The 15,974-nt window shown below is 73.6% G+C and carries 15 protein-coding genes; 2 read left to right on the plus strand and 13 right to left on the minus strand.

Annotated elements, in window-relative coordinates:
- Positions 1 to 107: 107 nt before the first annotated feature.
- From ITJ44_RS01440 to hrcA, 12 genes are all read right to left on the minus strand, one after another.
- A complete protein-coding gene (locus ITJ44_RS01440; protein WP_194633011.1) occupies positions 108 to 2,672 on the minus strand; it encodes a phosphatidylglycerol lysyltransferase domain-containing protein in 2,565 nt (854 codons plus the stop codon).
- Positions 2,669 to 4,060, minus strand: coding sequence for an alpha/beta fold hydrolase (locus ITJ44_RS01445; protein WP_194633012.1), 1,392 nt, complete (start codon positions 4,058 to 4,060; stop codon positions 2,669 to 2,671). Before ITJ44_RS01445 ends, ITJ44_RS01440 begins: the two co-directional genes overlap by 4 nt.
- An 80-nt stretch (positions 4,061 to 4,140) precedes the next feature.
- The gene (locus ITJ44_RS01450) at positions 4,141 to 4,827 is read right to left on the minus strand and encodes a response regulator transcription factor (protein ID WP_194633013.1); all 687 of its coding nucleotides are present in this window, start codon (positions 4,825 to 4,827) and stop codon (positions 4,141 to 4,143) included.
- A 55-nt stretch (positions 4,828 to 4,882) separates the two neighbouring features.
- The gene (locus ITJ44_RS01455; RefSeq protein ID WP_194633014.1) at positions 4,883 to 6,391 is read right to left on the minus strand and encodes a sensor histidine kinase; all 1,509 of its coding nucleotides are present in this window, start codon (positions 6,389 to 6,391) and stop codon (positions 4,883 to 4,885) included.
- Between the two features lie 108 nt (positions 6,392 to 6,499).
- Positions 6,500 to 7,543 carry a GTPase Era gene (gene era, locus ITJ44_RS01460; RefSeq protein WP_228494457.1) on the minus strand — a complete coding sequence of 348 codons (1,044 nt, stop codon included), beginning with the start codon at positions 7,541 to 7,543 and terminating at the stop codon, positions 6,500 to 6,502.
- Positions 7,536 to 8,858, minus strand: a complete 1,323-nt coding sequence (locus tag ITJ44_RS01465) for a hemolysin family protein (protein WP_194633015.1) — start codon at positions 8,856 to 8,858, stop codon at positions 7,536 to 7,538. Before ITJ44_RS01465 ends, era begins: the two co-directional genes overlap by 8 nt.
- Positions 8,859 to 8,866: 8 nt before the next feature.
- Positions 8,867 to 9,328: an rRNA maturation RNase YbeY gene (ybeY, locus tag ITJ44_RS01470; RefSeq protein WP_194633016.1), complete on the minus strand. Its 462-nt coding sequence runs from the start codon at positions 9,326 to 9,328 to the stop codon at positions 8,867 to 8,869.
- Complete coding sequence (locus tag ITJ44_RS01475; protein ID WP_194633017.1) at positions 9,325 to 10,374, minus strand: PhoH family protein; 1,050 nt, start codon at positions 10,372 to 10,374, stop codon at positions 9,325 to 9,327. Before ITJ44_RS01475 ends, ybeY begins: the two co-directional genes overlap by 4 nt.
- On the minus strand, positions 10,361 to 10,717 hold the full coding sequence (locus ITJ44_RS01480; RefSeq protein WP_194633018.1) for a histidine triad nucleotide-binding protein: 357 nt from the start codon (positions 10,715 to 10,717) through the stop codon (positions 10,361 to 10,363). The genes ITJ44_RS01475 and ITJ44_RS01480 overlap by 14 nt, the downstream gene beginning before the upstream one ends.
- 28 nt (positions 10,718 to 10,745) lie before the next feature.
- Positions 10,746 to 11,498 (minus strand): 16S rRNA (uracil(1498)-N(3))-methyltransferase, encoded by a 753-nt coding sequence (locus ITJ44_RS01485; RefSeq protein ID WP_194633019.1) that lies wholly within the window; start codon positions 11,496 to 11,498, stop codon positions 10,746 to 10,748.
- A gap of 2 nt (positions 11,499 to 11,500) precedes the next feature.
- Positions 11,501 to 12,613 carry a molecular chaperone DnaJ gene (gene dnaJ, locus ITJ44_RS01490; RefSeq protein ID WP_194633020.1) on the minus strand — a complete coding sequence of 371 codons (1,113 nt, stop codon included), beginning with the start codon at positions 12,611 to 12,613 and terminating at the stop codon, positions 11,501 to 11,503.
- A gap of 60 nt (positions 12,614 to 12,673) precedes the next feature.
- Positions 12,674 to 13,696, minus strand: a complete 1,023-nt coding sequence (hrcA, locus tag ITJ44_RS01495; protein ID WP_194633021.1) for a heat-inducible transcriptional repressor HrcA — start codon at positions 13,694 to 13,696, stop codon at positions 12,674 to 12,676.
- Positions 13,697 to 13,882: 186 nt separating this feature from the next.
- On the opposite strand from hrcA, the gene ITJ44_RS01500 reads away from it, so the two are divergent.
- On the plus strand, positions 13,883 to 14,278 hold the full coding sequence (locus ITJ44_RS01500; protein WP_194633022.1) for a DUF4870 domain-containing protein: 396 nt from the start codon (positions 13,883 to 13,885) through the stop codon (positions 14,276 to 14,278).
- Positions 14,279 to 14,288: 10 nt separating this feature from the next.
- Positions 14,289 to 14,702, plus strand: a complete 414-nt coding sequence (locus tag ITJ44_RS01505) for a VOC family protein (RefSeq protein ID WP_194633023.1) — start codon at positions 14,289 to 14,291, stop codon at positions 14,700 to 14,702.
- A gap of 13 nt (positions 14,703 to 14,715) precedes the next feature.
- On the opposite strand, the gene hemW is transcribed toward ITJ44_RS01505, so the two are convergent.
- A complete protein-coding gene (gene hemW, locus ITJ44_RS01510) occupies positions 14,716 to 15,939 on the minus strand; it encodes a radical SAM family heme chaperone HemW (RefSeq protein WP_194633024.1) in 1,224 nt (407 codons plus the stop codon).
- Between the last annotated feature and the right edge of the window lie 35 nt (positions 15,940 to 15,974).

The raw sequence follows: 15,974 nt of genomic DNA on the forward strand, positions 1-15,974 counted from the left end.
CCGCGGCGACTAAGGAGGAGGCGGCCGGACTGCATGGATCCACGGTACACCGGCTCCGCGGGGATCCGCACCCGTCGCGGCCATCGGTGCCGGGCGGCGCGCGCCGCTCAGCGGGCGGAGCGGAGCACGCGCGTGAGGTCGCGCACGGACGTCGACGGGAGGTACGCGCGCGTGAGCGCGAGGCCCACGGTCGGCAGGGCGGTCGCGTCCGGGTAGGCCATGATCAGCGGCACGAGCTCCGGCTGGAACTTGCGCTTGAACTCCAGCAGCGAGCGGAAGCCGTAGACGGGCTCGAGCGAGTCGGCGAGGAACTCGAGGATCCGCTCGACGGCGCCCTCCTGGCCATCCGCGCCCGCGCCGGCCTCCTCGTCCTCGTCCCGCGGCGACGCGGCGCGGGTCTGCGCGAGCGGCGCGGCGGACAGGCTCATGAACTCGATGCCGTCCTCCTTCATCCGCATGGCCGAGCGGGCGATGAGGAACTCCATCACGCCGTTGATGCCGTCCGGCCGGCGACGCATGAAGTCGAGCGTCCAGCCCACCACCTCGCCGTCACGCCAGGTGGGGAGCCAGCTCGTGGCGGCCTGGACGTGGTCGTCGGCGTCGATGGCGAGCATGAGCCGCACGGCGGGATCCCGCAGCTCCTCCACGCCGCCCAGCGTGAAGCCCATCTCGGGGAGCTCCTTCTCCGCGACCCACTCCTCGGACATCTGCTCGATCTGGCTCGCCCATGCGAGCGGCAGCTCCGCCCAGGTGGTCCACTCGGCGCGGATGCCGGCCCGGTCGGCCCGGTTGATGGACGTGCGCACGTCCTGCCACTTCTTGCCCGTGGTCTGCCAGGTGCCGGGTCGCACCACGGTCTCCTCGGCGACGACGAGCGTCTCCCAGCCCATGTCGCGGAACAGCGGGCTCATGGACGCGGGCACGCTGTAGAAGACGGGCGTCCACCCGTTGTCGTCGGCGAAGCGCGCGAACTGGCCGAGCACGTCGCGGAGCGCCGCGTCGTCGTCCGGCGGGCCGAGCGGCGCGGCCGTCGTGATGGCGACGCTGCCCACGACGCGGTAGGCCACGACCGTCTGCCCGTCGGCGGCGATCCAGTACGAGTTGCCCGGCCACGTCGCCATGTGCGACAGCGAGCCGATCGCGCCGCGGCGGAGGGCGGGCGCGACGCGCGCCTGCGCCCGCGGCACGGCGGCGATGCGGACGTCCGCGATCGCGCGCAGGCTCGCGATCACCAGGATGATCCAGAACACCGGGCCGACGCCGCGGTAGACGACGTCGGTGATGGGGTCGGTCGGCAGGAAGTCGAGCGACTCGCCGCGCAGGAACGACGCCGGGATGAAGCGGTCGGGCGCCTCGGCCAGCAGGTCGTTGAGGTCGACCGGCCGGGTGAAGGCGTCGGAGAGCGCCAGCCCGGTGGCCACGAAGAGCGCCATGAGCCCGGCCAGGGCGACGCCCGTGGTCACGAGGAAGCGCCGGATCGCGGGGGCCGTCGACAGGATCGTGAAGTGCCGGCGCAGGAGCACGAGGACGATCGCGCTGCCGAGCGGCAGCGTCACCGACGCCACGAGCGCGGCCACCGCCTCCGGGTGCGCGGACGGGGACGCGGACAGGCGCGGCGAGACCATGTCGCGGTGCACGAGCATGCCGAACGCGTACGCGGACAGCACGGCGAGGAGCAGGTTGACGCTCACCGCCAGCCACACGGCGAAGCGCCGCCCGCGGGCGAGGCCGTACGCGGCGACCAGCAGGGCGAGCAGCGGCGCCACCGAGAGCAGGATCGGGCCGACGCCGCCCCCGATGCGGGCGAGCATGATCTCCTGCAGGCAGTCGTGCGTGAAGTCGCTCGAGAGGCAGCGGGTGGAGATCGCGTCCCCCGGCACCCGGTCGTCGACGAACAGCAGCGCGATGGGCGCGAGCGGGCCGTAGCGGCTGCGGGACAGCAGGGCGATCGCGGGACCCGTGCCGAGGATGGCGACGACCGTCGCGAGGATGACGCGCACCTCGTGGTGGGAGCTGCGCTGCCAGCGCGCTCCGCCCGCGGGGCGGTGCAGCAGTCCGCCGAGGACGCCGCCGACGAGGATCGCGAGGAGGCGGTAGAGGTCGCTCGGCTGGCCCGAGTAGAGCAGGAACACGAGCACCACCACGACGAGCACGACGCGGATCCGCCTCCGCCACAGGACGCCGGCCCACGCGCTCGAGAGCGCGAGCACCCCCGCCACCGCCGTGAGGGGATCCGCCGTCGCCACGCCGCGCACGCCGTGCGACCAGAGCTCGCCGTCCACGAGCCCGAGCGCCTGCACGGCGATGCCGAGGAGCGATCCGACCGCGCCGGTCAGCACGAACCCGAGGAGCGTGCGCCACCAGCCCATGAGCCGCTCCGCGACGCCCACCAGCACGAGGATCGCGACGAGCGAGACGATCAGCTCCACCGGCCCGTCGGTGAGGAACGCGGCCGTCGCGGTGGTCCACCAGTGCCCGCGCTCGACCACGGCCATGTAGCCGGTCGCCAGCTGGTGGTGGACGACGCGGCGCCAGACGTCGGAGACGGCGGGCAGCACCGCCAGCACCAGGACCACGAGCGCGATGGCCAGCGTCACGCGCTGCGCGAGGAGCCGGGCGCCGATGGCGCGCGCGGCGCCCACGAGCGTGAACGGGCGCGATCCCGCCGTCATCGCGTGAGGCCCAGCCGCTGGCCGAGCGCGGGCAGCGCGTCCTGCGCGCACCAGTTCACGGTGCCCCAGTCGTGCGAGGTGCCCGGGGAGACGCTCAGGTGGGCCGTCATGCCGGACGCCCGCGCCGCCGCCTCCACCTGCTCCACCTGAGGACGGTACTGCTGGTCGTCCTCGCCCGCGCAGAAGAACCCGGCCATGTCGGCGTACGGGCTCCTCGCCTCCATGATCGCCGCGGGGAACGCGGCGGCGTACTGCGCCTGGGATCCGTTGAACGCGTCCTGCACGGTGTCGGCTCCGATGGTCGGGGCCATCTCGCCCGAGATGTCCACCAGGGAGCCGAACAGGTCGGGGTGGCCGGCCCCCAGCTGCGCGGCGCACGTGCCGCCCTGGGAGAAGCCGAGCACCGACCACGCGGTGCGGTCGGGGAGCACGCGGAGGTTCGCCTGGATCCACGCGGGGACGTCCACCGTCAGGTAGGTGGCCGATCGGCCGAGCGGTGAGTCCACGCACATGGGGTTGTCCTCGGGCGCGCCGAGCTGGTCGGGCACGACGACGATGGGGGCGAGGCCGCGGTGCGCGCTCGCGTACTGGTCCATCACCCTGTCGAGCCGGCCGGAGGCGAACAGGTCGACGGGCGATCCCGGCTGGCCGGACATGGCGACGACCACGGGGAGGGCCGGGGCGTCGGCGACCAGCGCGGCCGGGGGCAGGTAGACGAGGGCCTCCCGGGCGGCGAACCCCGACTGCGTCGCGGGGATGGTGGTCGTGCCCAGCCGTCCGCGCAGCGGGAGCGCCTCCGCCGGCTGCCAGCTGTCCTCGAGGGGACCCGTCGACGCGGGAGCGGCGCCGTCCGGCGACGGCAGCGCGGTCAGGTCGAGCGGGAGCACGCGCGTGAGGCCGAACGCGGCCGCGATGTTCGGGTACTCCTCCACGTCGGCGTTGATGCCGACGGCGGAGGCGAGGACGACGAGCGGCACCACGAGGACGCCGAGCGCCGTGTGCAGGACGCGCAGGCGTCGTGGCGGCGGCTGCGTCCCCCCGACGCCCGTGACGCTGCGTCCGGACCGGGCCAGCGTGATGGCGGCGAGGCCGAGGCCCATGCCGCCGATGGCCGTCCACCCCCGGGTGCCGGTCGACAGCACGACGCCGAAGAGGTCGAGCACGTCGCCGAGGACGAACGCGAGCGCGAGGCCGGCGAGGGCGCCGAGACCCGCGGCGAGGGCGGTCTCGGCGAGCGTGCGCCGCGGATCCGCCGCCCGGGCCCCGCGGCGCAGGCGCGCGCGACGGGCGACGACGGCGAGGAGGACCAGGAGGAACGCCGGCACGAGCGCCGCCGCGGTCACGAACGACGCGGAGATGATGGGCAGGTCGGCGAGATCGTGGAGCACGGTGGTCCTCTGGTGCGGAAGCGAAGGCGTTCGAATCTAGCCCACGCGCCCGAGGGCCCGCGGGGGGCGGGCCGGAACGGCTAGCCCTGCGGCTGCGTCCCCGTGAGCCGGTGCTCGAAGGCGAAGACCACGAGCTGCACGCGATCGCGGAGGCTCAGCTTCGCGAGGATGCGGCTCACGTGCGTCTTCACCGTCGCCTCGCTCAGGAACTCGGCCTGCGCGATCTCGGCGTTGCTGAGCCCCCGTGCGGCGAGGACGAAGATCTCCCGCTCCCGGGCGGTCAGCGCGGCGAAGGCGGGCGGCGCGACCCGCGGCCGGGAACCCGGGTCGAAGTGCTCGAGCAGCTGCCGCGTGGCCGACGCGGCGATGACCGAGTTGCCGGCGTGCACGGTGCGGATGGCGGCGAGCAGGAACTCGGGGTCGGCGTCCTTGAGGACGAAGCCGCTCGCCCCCGCCCGGATGGCGCGCGCGGCGCTCTCGTCGAGGTCGAACGTGGTGAGGACGAGGACGCGCGGCGGGCGATCGCCCCGCGCGTCGGCCGCGCGCAGGACCTCGGCGGTCGCCTGGATCCCGTCCATCACCGGCATGCGGATATCCATGAGGATCACGTCGGGGCGCTCGGTGCGCGCGAGCTCCACGGCCTCCTGGCCGTTGGCGGCCTCGCCGGCGAACTCCAGGTCGGGCTGCGAGGAGATGAGCATGCGGACGCCCGTGCGGAACAGGGCCTGGTCGTCGACCAGGGCGACGCGGATGGGTGGGGTGGGCACGGAGGGTCCTTCGATCGAGGTCGGCGGGGGGAGCGTATCGCGCGGGCGTTGCGGGTCAGGATCCGGCGGGCCGGTCGTCGCGGGCGCGACGTGCGGCGGCCGCGGCCCCGCGCGCCGCCGCGGTGCGGTGCGGGCTGAGGTGCGCGGCGGGCAGGCCGGGCGTCGCGGTTCCCGCGGCCGCGGCCTCCGGCGGGAACAGCTCGTCGAGGGTGAGGGCGCGGCTCGGCGCGTCCGCCCCCGTGCCGACGGACGCGCCGTCGACCGGCACGCGGGGCACGGGGCGCGTGGCCGGCGCGAACGGGATCCAGGCGGACACGGTCCACACGCCCTCGCGCACGCCCGCGGAGAAGCGGCCGCCGGACAGCGTGGCGCGCTCGCGCATCCCGGCGAGGCCGTGGCCGACGGGCTGCGCGGGGGTGACGGGGGCGGGAGGCAGCACGGGCAGGGCGATGATGCCGGTCGCGGTGCGTGGCGGGCGCACCGGATCCGGGAGCGTCCGGCTGCGCACCGACACCGAGACGCCGTCCGGCTCCCACGCGAGCTCCACCTCGACGGCGTGCCCGACGTCGCCGTGGCGCAGCACGTTGGTGAGCGCCTCCTGCACGATCCGGTACACGGCGAGCTGCTGCCCGGTGCCGAACTCTCCGGGCTGGCCCGTCTCCAGGAACTCGATCGTGAGGCCCGTGGAGCGCATCTGGTCGATGAGGTCGCTCAGCTCCTTGAGCTCGGGCTGCGGGGCGTCGTCCTCGCTGTGGCGGAGCTGCGCCAGCAGGATGCGCACGTCGCCGAGCGCCTGCCGCGCGGTGGTGGAGATGGTGCGCAGCGCCTCGTCCGCGGCCTCGGGATCCACCAGCCGGGCGTAGCGGGCGCCGTCGGCCTGGGCGATCACCACGGCGAGCGAGTGGGCGACCACGTCGTGCATGTCCCGCGCGATGCGGTTGCGCTCCTGCTCGACGACGACGTCCTGCAGCGCGCGGGCCTGGTCGCGCTCGGCGGCCTCCTGCGCGTCGCGGCTCGCGTGCGACGCGCGGGACGCGACGACGAGGCGGCCCGCCGTCCACGATGCGAGCAGCACGCTCCACGCGCAGAGGAGGAGGAACAGGAAGAGGGTGGCGAAGTCGGCCCACTCCCCCGTGCTGAACGCGAGCCGGCCGACGGGGACGCGGCCCGCGGCGTACGACAGGTACAGGGCGGCCACCACGCCGCCGACGATGGCGGACGTGAGGCCGAGGGCGCGGGTGATGCGGCCCCCGTACGCGGCGGTGCAGTAGACGACGCCGGCGATGGCGATGTCGCCGGGCTCGACGGCGGCTCCCGCCCCCATCTGGATGACCGCGCCCGCCCACGCGACGGCGAGCGAGAGCCCGGGCGCCAGCCGCCGCACGGCGAGGGCGGCGCCCATGAGGAGCACGAGGACCAGCGAGACCTCGGAGGTCGTGAACGAGAAGACCCCGAACGCGCTGGCGGCGGCGACGCCCACCGACCCGGGGGCGAGGAGGACGACGAAGGCCGCCGCGAGGACGACGTCGAGGACGAGCTGGTACCTCGGGATCCGTCGGAGCATGCGACCACCGTACGTGCCGCGCCCGTCCCGGGTGCCTCCGCGGGCCGAGGATCCCCGCGGAGGCGCCCCGATCTCATCCGCGGGATGTACGGCTCGGCGCCCCGCGGGTCAGAAGCCGAGGCGGCCGAGCAGCTTCGGGTCGCGCTGCCAGTCCTTCGCGATCTTCACGCGGAGCGACAGGAACACGCGCGTCCCGACGAGCGGCTCGATCTGCGCGCGCGCCACCTGCCCCACGTGCTTCAGCCGCGACCCCTGGGCTCCGATGACGATGCCCTTCTGGCTGTCGCGCTCGACGAAGAGGTTCGCGTAGATCTCGAGGAGCTCCTTGTCCTCGCGCTGGATCATGTCGTCGATGGTCACGGCGAGCGAGTGCGGCAGCTCGTCCTGCACCCCCTCCAGCGCGGCCTCGCGGATGAGCTCCGAGATGCGCGCCTCGAGCCCCTCCTCCGTGACGGCGTCGGACGGGTAGAGCTGCTCGGAGACGGGAAGCGCCTTCAGGAGCTCGCCCACCAGCGCGTCGAGCTGGATCGCCTCGACGGCCGAGACCGGCACGATGGCGTCCCAGTCGCGCAGCTCCTGCACGGCGAGCAGCTGCTCGGCGACGGCGTGCCGCGAGGCCGAGTCGGTCTTCGTGACGATGGCGATCTTGCGGGCGCGCGGGTACTCGTCGAGCTGCTCGTTGATGAAGCGGTCGCCCGGGCCGATCCGCTCGTCCGCCGGGATGCACAGGCCGATGACGTCGACGTCGCCGAGCGTCGTCTGCACCAGCGCGTTGAGCCGCTCGCCGAGGAGCGTGCGCGGGCGGTGGATCCCGGGGGTGTCGACGAGGATGAGCTGCCCGTCCGGCCGGTGCACGATGCCGCGGATGGCCTTGCGCGTCGTCTGCGGCTTGGAGCTCGTGATGGCGACCTTCTCGCCCACCAGCGCGTTGGTCAGCGTCGACTTGCCCACGTTCGGGCGGCCCACGAAGGACACGAAGCCGGCACGGTAGGCGGGCGCTCCCCCGCGCGGCTTGCGCTTCGCGCGCGACGGCTCGGCGTCGCGGTCGATGCCCCACGCCTCGTCCGACAGCGGGGCGGGCGCGGCGGTCGCCTCGACCATCGCCTCTGCCGCCGTCTCGTCGGGCATCCCGTCGTCCCGGGCATCAGTCATGGTCGTGTCCTCTGCTGGCGGCGGCGCCCGCGGGGGCCGCCTCGTTGTCGTCGTCGGCATCGCCCGCGCGGTCGCGCTCGACGAGGATCGTGCTGATGCGCGTGCGGCGCCCCTCGACCCGGTCGGCCGTGAGGACGAGCCCGCCGACGCGCACCACGGACCCCCGCTCGGGCAGGCGCCCCAGGGTCTTCGCGAGGAGTCCGCCTGCGCTGTCCACGTCGTCGTCGTCGAGCTCGAGGCCGAACAGGTCGCCCAGCTCGTCGATCGGCAGCCGGGCGCTCACACGGTACACGCCGTCGCCCAGGTCCTCGAACTCGGGGACGTCGCGGTCGTACTCGTCGCTGATGTCGCCCACGAGCTCCTCGATGAGGTCCTCGAGCGTGACGAGGCCGGCGATGCCGCCGTACTCGTCCACCACCATCGCGAGGTGGTTCGACTCGAGCTGCATCTGCCGGAGCAGCGCGTCGGCCTTCTGCGACTCGGGGACGAACACGGCGGGGCGCGCGAGCTGGTCCACCGTGGTGCGCTCCGCCTCCTCGGGCCGCTCGTAGACCATGCGCGCGAGGTCGCGGAGGTACAGGACGCCCTCGATCTCGTCGGAGTCGCGTCCCGTCACCGGCGCCCGCGAGATGCCGCGGGACAGGAAGAGGCCGAGCGCGGAGCCGACGTGCGCGGTCTGCTCCACGACCACCATGTCGGTGCGCGGGATCATCACCTCGCGCACGACCGTGTCGTTGAACTCGAAGATCGAGTGGATGAGCTCCCGGTCGTCCTCCTCGAGCACCTCGAGCTCGGTGGCCTCGTCCACCATGCTGAGCAGCTGCTCCTCGCTGGTGAACGTCGCGACGGTCTTGGGGCGGCCGGGCGTGACGCGGTTGCCGAGGGCGACGAGGGCGTCGGCGACGGGGCCGATGGCCACGCGGATCACCCGCACGAGCAGCGCCGTCCACGCGAGCAGCGGGCGGGCGTGCACCCGGCCCACCGAGCGCGGGCTGGCGCCCACGAGCACGAACGAGACGCCCGTCATGATCGCGGCGGCCACCAGCAGGGTGATCCACCACTCGTCGATCGCGGAGGCCAGCGCGAGCGTGACGAGCACCGCGGCGCCCGTCTCGGCGATGATCCGCACGAACCCGAGCGCGTTGATGTACGCGCCCGTGTCGACGGAGATGGCGAGCATGGAGCGGCGGGCGCGCGAGGTGGCCGCGAGCTCCTGGATGTCCGCCCGGGACAGCGACGAGATGGCGGACTCGGCGGCGGCGAAGAGGCCGCCGAGCACGACCAGGAGGAACGCGGGGACGAGGAGGGTGAGCATCGAGGCGGTCAGCGCCCGCGCTCGCTCATGGCGAACCCGATCAGGATGTCGCGCTGGAGGCCGAACATCTCGCGCTCCTCGTCGGGCTCGGCGTGGTCGAAGCCGAGCAGGTGCAGGATGCCGTGCGCCGTGAGCAGGAGGATCTCCTCCATCGTCGAGTGCCCGGCCGTGATGGCCTGCTCGGCCGCGACCTGGGGGCAGACCACGATGTCGCCGAGGAGGCCCGCGGGCGTCGGCCGGTCCTCGGTGCCGGGACGCAGCTCGTCCATGGGGAAGCTGAGGACGTCGGTGGGGCCCGGCTCGTCCATCCACTGCACGTGCAGCTGCTCCATCGCACCCTCGTCCACCATGACGATGGCGAGCTCCGCGTCCGGGTGCACGTGCAGCGTGTCGAGCGCGTACGTGGCGAGGCGCTGGATGAGGGGCTCATCGACCTCGACGGCCGACTCGTTGTTGATCTCGATGCTCATCGGGTGCTCCCTGGGGCGGTGCGGCGCTCGGCGCGGAGGTGGTCGGCGGCCTGGCGTTCCGCGTCGTAGCGCGTGTACGCGTCCACGATGCGGCCGACCAGGGTGTGCCGCACGACGTCGTCGCTCGTGAGGCGGGAGAAGTGGATGTCGTCCATCCCGTCGAGCACGCGCGTCACGAGCTGCAGCCCGCTGGAGCCCGTGGGCAGGTCGACCTGCGTGATGTCGCCCGTGACCACCATCTTCGAGCCGAAGCCGAGGCGGGTGAGGAACATCTTCATCTGCTCGGGCGTGGTGTTCTGCGCCTCGTCGAGCACGACGAACGCGTTGTTGAGCGTGCGGCCGCGCATGTAGGCGAGCGGGGCGACCTCGATGGTGTTGGAGGCCATGAGCTTCGGGACGAGCTCGGGATCCATCATCTCGTTGAGCGCGTCGAACAGCGGCCGGAGGTAGGGGTCGATCTTGTCGGTGAGCGAGCCGGGCAGGTAGCCGAGCCGCTCCCCCGCCTCGACGGCCGGGCGCGTCAGGATGATCCGCTCGACCTCCTTGCGCTGCAGCGCCTGGACGGCCTTGGCCATCGCGAGGTACGTCTTGCCCGTGCCGGCGGGGCCGATGCCGAACACGATGGTGTTCTCGTCGATCGCCTGCACGTACTGCTTCTGGCCCTGCGTCTTCGGCCGGACGGTGCGGCCGCGCGACTGCACGATGGCCTCGCTCAGCACGTCGGACAGGGTCCGCGCATCGTCCTCGCCGAGCCGGCGCGCGCTCGTCTCGATCTCCTGGGGTCCCACGTGCTGTCCGTCCTCCACCATCGCCACGACCTCGTCGATGAGCCGACGGGCCGAGGCCACGTCCGCCCGGGTGCCGACGAGCGTGATCTCGTTCCCGCGGACCCGGACGTCGACGTCCGGGTGCTCGCGCTCGATCTGCCGGAGCAGCCGGTCCTGCGGCCCGAGGAGGCGCACCATGAGCACGCCGTCCATCGTCGCCGTCTGCTCGACGCGGTCATCCTCCGTGGATGCGCCGCCCCGCGGGTCAGAGCCCGACATGGTCCCCCTGGGCGAAGCCGCCGAGCACGTGCGCGTGCACGTGGAAGACGGTCTGGCCGGCCTCGGCCCCCGTGTTGAAGAGGAGGCGGAACTGGCCGCCCGCGCGCTCGGCGGCGATGCGGGACGCGATCTCGACGACCTCCGCGAGGAGCGCCGGGTCGCCCGCGGCGAGCTCGACGACGTCGCGGTACGCGGCCGTCTTCGGCACCACGAGCACGTGCACGGGGGCCTTGGGCGCGATGTCCTCGAAGGCGATGACGCGGTCGGTCTCCGCGACGATCTCGGCCGGGATCTCGCGCGCCACGATGCGCTCGAACACGGTGGGCTCTGCGGTGCTGGTCATGCGCCCAGCCTACGCGGGACCCGCGACGTCACCAGCGCCCGAGGGCGGCGTTGACGAGCGCGAGGGCGGCCGGTCCCGCGGTGGACGTGCGGAGGATCCCGGACCCCAGCGCGACCGGGATCGCCCCTGCCGCCCGGAGCGCCTCGACCTCGGCCGGGCTGATGCCGCCCTCGGGTCCCACGACGAGCAGCACGTCCGCCGTGGCGTCGCGTCCGGACGCGGTGAGGTCGAGCCGGGACAGCCGCGCGTCCGCGGTCGGGTCGAGGACCAGCACGCGCGCGGCAGCCGCCATGCGCACGAGGTCCTTCGTGGACGCGAGCTCCCCCACCGCGGGCACGCGCGGCCGGATGGACTGCTTGACGGCCTCGCGCACGATGGCGCGCCAGCGGTCCCGGCCCTTGGCGACCTTCGCGCCCTCCCAGCGGGAGACGGAGCGCTGCGCCTGCCAGGGGATCACGGCGTCGACGCCCAGCTCGGTCGCGGCCTGCACGGCGAGCTCGTCCCGGTCGCCCTTGGCGAGCGCCTGCACGAGCACGACGCGCGGCGACGGCTCCTGGTGCTCCTCCACGGACTCCACGCGCAGCTCCAGGCGCTGCGGGTCCGCGGTCGTGACGACGCACGACGCGATCACGCCGCGGCCGTCCCCGACGAGCAGCCCCTCCCCCGCGCGGATCCGCCCGACCGTCACGGCGTGCCGCGACTCCTGCGGTCCGAGCGCGACGACGCGGCCGACGGCGAGGTCGGCCGCGTCGAGGTCGTCCGCGAGGTGGAAGTGCGCCACGGTCAGACGTTGAGGAAGCGGTCGCGGAGCTTCTGGAACAGGCCCTGCTGGAAGTGCGCGAGGTGCGGGGCCGGCGCCTTGTTGCGGCGCGCGAACTGCTGGATGAGGTCGCGCTCCTTGTGGTCGAGCTTCTGCGGCGTGACCACCTGGATCCCGATCTTGAGGTCGCCGCGCCCGGAGCCGCGGAGCTTCGTGACGCCGCGACCCCGGACCGTGATGATCTCGGCGCTCTGGATGCCGGGGCGGAGCTCGAGGTCCACGTCGCCGTCGAGGGTCTCGATGCGCGCGTCGCTGCCGAGGATCGCGTCGACCATGCTCACCTCGACGGTGGCGAGCAGGTCGTCGCCGTTGCGGCTGAAGACGTCGTGGTGCGCGACCTTGATCTCGAGGTAGAGGTCGCCGTTCGGCCCGCCGGCGGGTCCGACCTCGCCGGAGCCCGGCATCTGGAGGCGGAGGCCCGTGTCGACGCCGGCGGGGATGTCGACCGGCACGGTGCGGCGCGCGCGGACGCGGCCCTGGCCCTGGCAGGTGGGGCACGGGTGCGGGATGACGGTGCCGTAGCCGCGGCAGGTGCCGCACGGGCTCGACGTCATGACGTTGCCGAGGAGCGAGCGCACCTGGCGCTGGATGCTGCCGGAGCCGCGGCAGATGTCGCACGTGACGGCGCTCGTGCCGGGCTGCGCGCAGGATCCGTGGCACGTGTCGCACACGACCGCCGTGTCGATCTCGAGGTCGCGGTGCACGCCGAAGATGACCTCCTCGAGCTCGACCTCGACGCGCAGGAGCGCGTCCTGGCCGCGCTCCTGGCGCGAGCGCGGGCCGCGTCCGCCGCCGCCCTGCTGTCCGCCGAAGAACGTCTCGAAGATGTCGCCGAACCCGCCGAAGCCCTGGCCGCCGCCCCCGAAGCCCGCCTGCGGGCCGAGGTCGTACTGCTGGCGCTGCTGCGGATCGGACAGCACGTCGTACGCGTGCGTCACGAGCTTGAACCGCTCGGCGGCGTCCGGGGCGTCGTTGACGTCCGGGTGGAGCTGGCGCGCCTGCTTGCGGTACGCCTTCTTGATCTCCTCTGGCGTCGCCTCGCGGCTCACGCCGAGTACTTCGTAGTGGTCAGCCACGTCGGGCCCTTCGGTGGTGATGGTCGTGGGAACAGGGGGCGATGCGCCGGCGTGCGGCCGTCACCGCTCCTCGAGCAGGCGGGAGAGGTAGCGCGCGACCGCGCGCACCGACGCCATGTTGGTGGAGTAGTCCATCCGGGTCGGGCCCAGCACGCCGAGGCGCGCCAGCACCCCGCCGGACGAGCTGTATCCGCTGGTGAGCACGCTGGTCTCCCCGAGGCCGAACGGGGCGTTCTCCCGGCCGATGCTCACGGAGACGCCGTGCTGGTCGGCCTCCATCTCGCCGAGCAGGCGCAGGAGCACCACCTGCTCCTCGATGGCCTCGAGGACGGGCGAGATGCTGCCGGGGAAGTCCCGCTCCGTGCGGGCGAGGTTCGCGGATCCCGCGAGCAGCAGCCGCTCCTGCCGGTTCGCGAGCACCTGCTCGACGAGCGTGCCCGCGAGCACGGACGCCGCGGCGCGGTGAGCCGGCTCGACCTCGTCGGACAGCGTCTCGAGCCGGGTCGCCGCCTCCGCGAGGCCGAGCCCGCCGACCGCCTGGTTGATCCGCGCGCGCATGAGCGCGAGGAACGCGTCGTCCGGGTCGTCCACGAGCTCGACGACGCGCTGCTCGACGCGGCCCGTGTCGGTGATGAGCACCGTGAGCACGCGCGTGGTCGACAGCGCCACGAGCTCCACGTGCTTGACGTGGCTGGTGGCGAGCGAGGGGTACTGCACGAGCGCGACCTGGTTGGTGAGCTGCGCGAGGAGGCGCACGGTGCGCGCGAGCACGTCGTCGAGGTCGACGGACTCGCCGAGGAACACGTGGATCGCCTGCCGCTGCGCGGGCGTGAGCGGGCGCACGTCGGCGAGCTGGTCCACGAAGAGGCGGTACCCCTTGTCGGTGGGCACCCGGCCGGACGAGGTGTGCGGGGCGGCGATGAGCTCCTCCTCCTCGAGGAGGGCCATGTCGTTGCGGATGGTGGCGGCCGAGACCCCGAAGGCGTGGCGCTCCACGATGGACTTGGAGCCCACGGGCTCCCGCGAGGACACGTAGTCCTGCACGATCACCCGGAGGACGTCGAGTCCGCGTTCCGAGACCATGGCGCTCCCTCCTGGCACTCGTCGATCCTGACTGCCAATCGTACCGCGGGTCCGGAGATGGTCGGCATTGCCGGTCGCGCGTCGTCGGCGGTACCGTGGACGAGCCCGGTGCTGCCAGGCCACACCCACGATCCGTCCGCGTCCGCCGATCCCCGGTCGTCGCCCGGCACCGAGAGGCTCCCCGCGATGTCCGCACCCGATCCCCACCCCTACGGCGCGCCCGCTCCGCTCACCCCGAGCGAGGACCGCCTGTGGGCGTCGCTCACGCACTTCCTCGCGATCCTCATCGTGCCGTCGTTCATCGTGTGGCTCGTGTTCCGCGAACGCGGCCGGTTCACCGACCAGGAGGGCAAGGAGGCGACCAACTGGACCATCAACGTGGTGGGCGCGCTCGTCATCCTCAACGTGCTGCAGGTGATCTTCGGCTTCATCCCGGTCCTCGGGGTCATCATCGGCTTGTTCCTCGGCCTCGTGATCTTCGCGGTGGTCGTGGTCAACATCGTGTTCGCGATCATCGGCGGCACCCGCGTCCAGGCCGGACGTCCCTACCGCTACCCGCTCAACATCCGGTGGATCAAGTAGGCGGTCGCCCGTGAGCGCGCGGATCCGGCACGTCGCGATCGATTGCGGGGACCCGCACGCGCTCTCCCTCTTCTGGGCCGGCGTGACCGGCTTCGCGGAGGACCCGGACGAGCCGAACCTCCCCGGCGACGACGCCGCGTGGCTGGGCGATCCGGTCTCCGGGCTCGGCATCATCCTGCAGCGGGCGGACACCCCCAAGACCGCGAAGAACCGGCTCCACCTCGACCTGGCGCCCGACGACCGCACGCGCGACGAGGAGGTCGAGCGCGTGCTGGCCCTCGGAGCGTCGCTCGTCGCCGACCGGCGGAACGCCGACGGCAGCGGCTGGGTCGTGCTCGCGGATCCCGAGGGCAACGAGTTCTGCGTGGAGCGCAGCGACGCCGAGCGCGAGGCCGGCGACGAGGTCGGCGCGGTCGTCCTCTGACGGACGAGGCCGCCTAGTCCTCGAGGAGGCGGCGCACGACCGCGTCGGCCAGCAGGCGACCCGGCAACGTGAGCACGAGGGTGCCGGACAGCGCGGCGCGCGGATCCACCAGGCCGTCGGCGATGAGCCCGGCGACCTGGCGGCGGCCCTCGGCGGTGAGCGTCGGGATCGCGAGGCCGTCGCGGATGCGCGCCCCGAGGAGCACGCGCTCCACCTCGCGCGTCGCGTCGTCGAGCGACTCGCGTCCCGCGCCGGGCGAGGCGCCCGCGAGCACGCGGTCGGCGTACGCGGCCGGGTGCTTGACGTTCCACCAGCGGACGCCGCCCACGTGGCTGTGCGCGCCCGGGCCGACGCCCCACCAGTCGTGGCCCTGCCAGTAGGCGAGGTTGTGGCGGCTGCGGCGGCCGTCGCGCGCCCAGTTGCTCACCTCGTACCACGCGTAGCCCGCCTCGCCGAGCATGCGGTCGGCGAGCTCGTACATGTCGGCCTGCAGGTCCTCGTCCGGCTCCGGCACCTCGCCGCGGCGGATCTGCCGCGCGAGCTTCGTGCCCGGCTCCACGATGAGCGCGTACGCGGAGAGGTGGTCCGGCTCCTGCGCGATCGCCTGCTCGAGCGACGCGCGCCAGTCGTCGATGGTCTCCCCCGGCGTCCCGTAGATGAGGTCGAGGCTCACCTCGAGACCGGCGGCCCGCGCTCCGCGGACGACGGGGGCGATGCGCGCGGGATCGTGGGTCCGCTCCAGAGTGGCCAGCACGCGCGGCACCGCCGACTGCATCCCGAAGGACACGCGCGTGAAGCCGCCCGCGGCGAGGGCCGCGAGGTAGGCGTCGTCGACGCTGTCGGGGTTCGCCTCCGTCGTGACCTCGGCGCCCTCGGCGATGCCCCACGTGTCGCGCACGGCATCGAGCATCCGGACGAGGTCATCGACCGGGAGGAGCGTCGGGGTGCCGCCGCCGAGGAAGACGGTGGACGCGGGACGCGGGGGCACGCCGGAGTCCCGCAGCGCGGATCCGGCGAAGCGCACCTCCTGCACGGCCTGGGACGCGTAGTCGGACTGCTTCACGCCGCGCAGCTCGGGCGCCGTGTAGGTGTTGAAGTCGCAGTAGCCGCAGCGGACGCGGCAGAACGGGACGTGCAGGTAGACGCCGAAGGCACGGTCCTCCGCGCCGACCGACGCGGAGGCGGGGAGCAGGCCGTCGGCGGGGGCGGGATCGGCGAGGGGCAGGGCGGACGGCATCCGTCCATCATCCCCCGGCGCGGGCGCCCGCTCGC

It is taken from the genome of Clavibacter sp. VKM Ac-2873 (assembly GCF_015351075.1).
Taxonomy (GTDB): Bacteria; Actinomycetota; Actinomycetes; order Actinomycetales; family Microbacteriaceae; genus Clavibacter.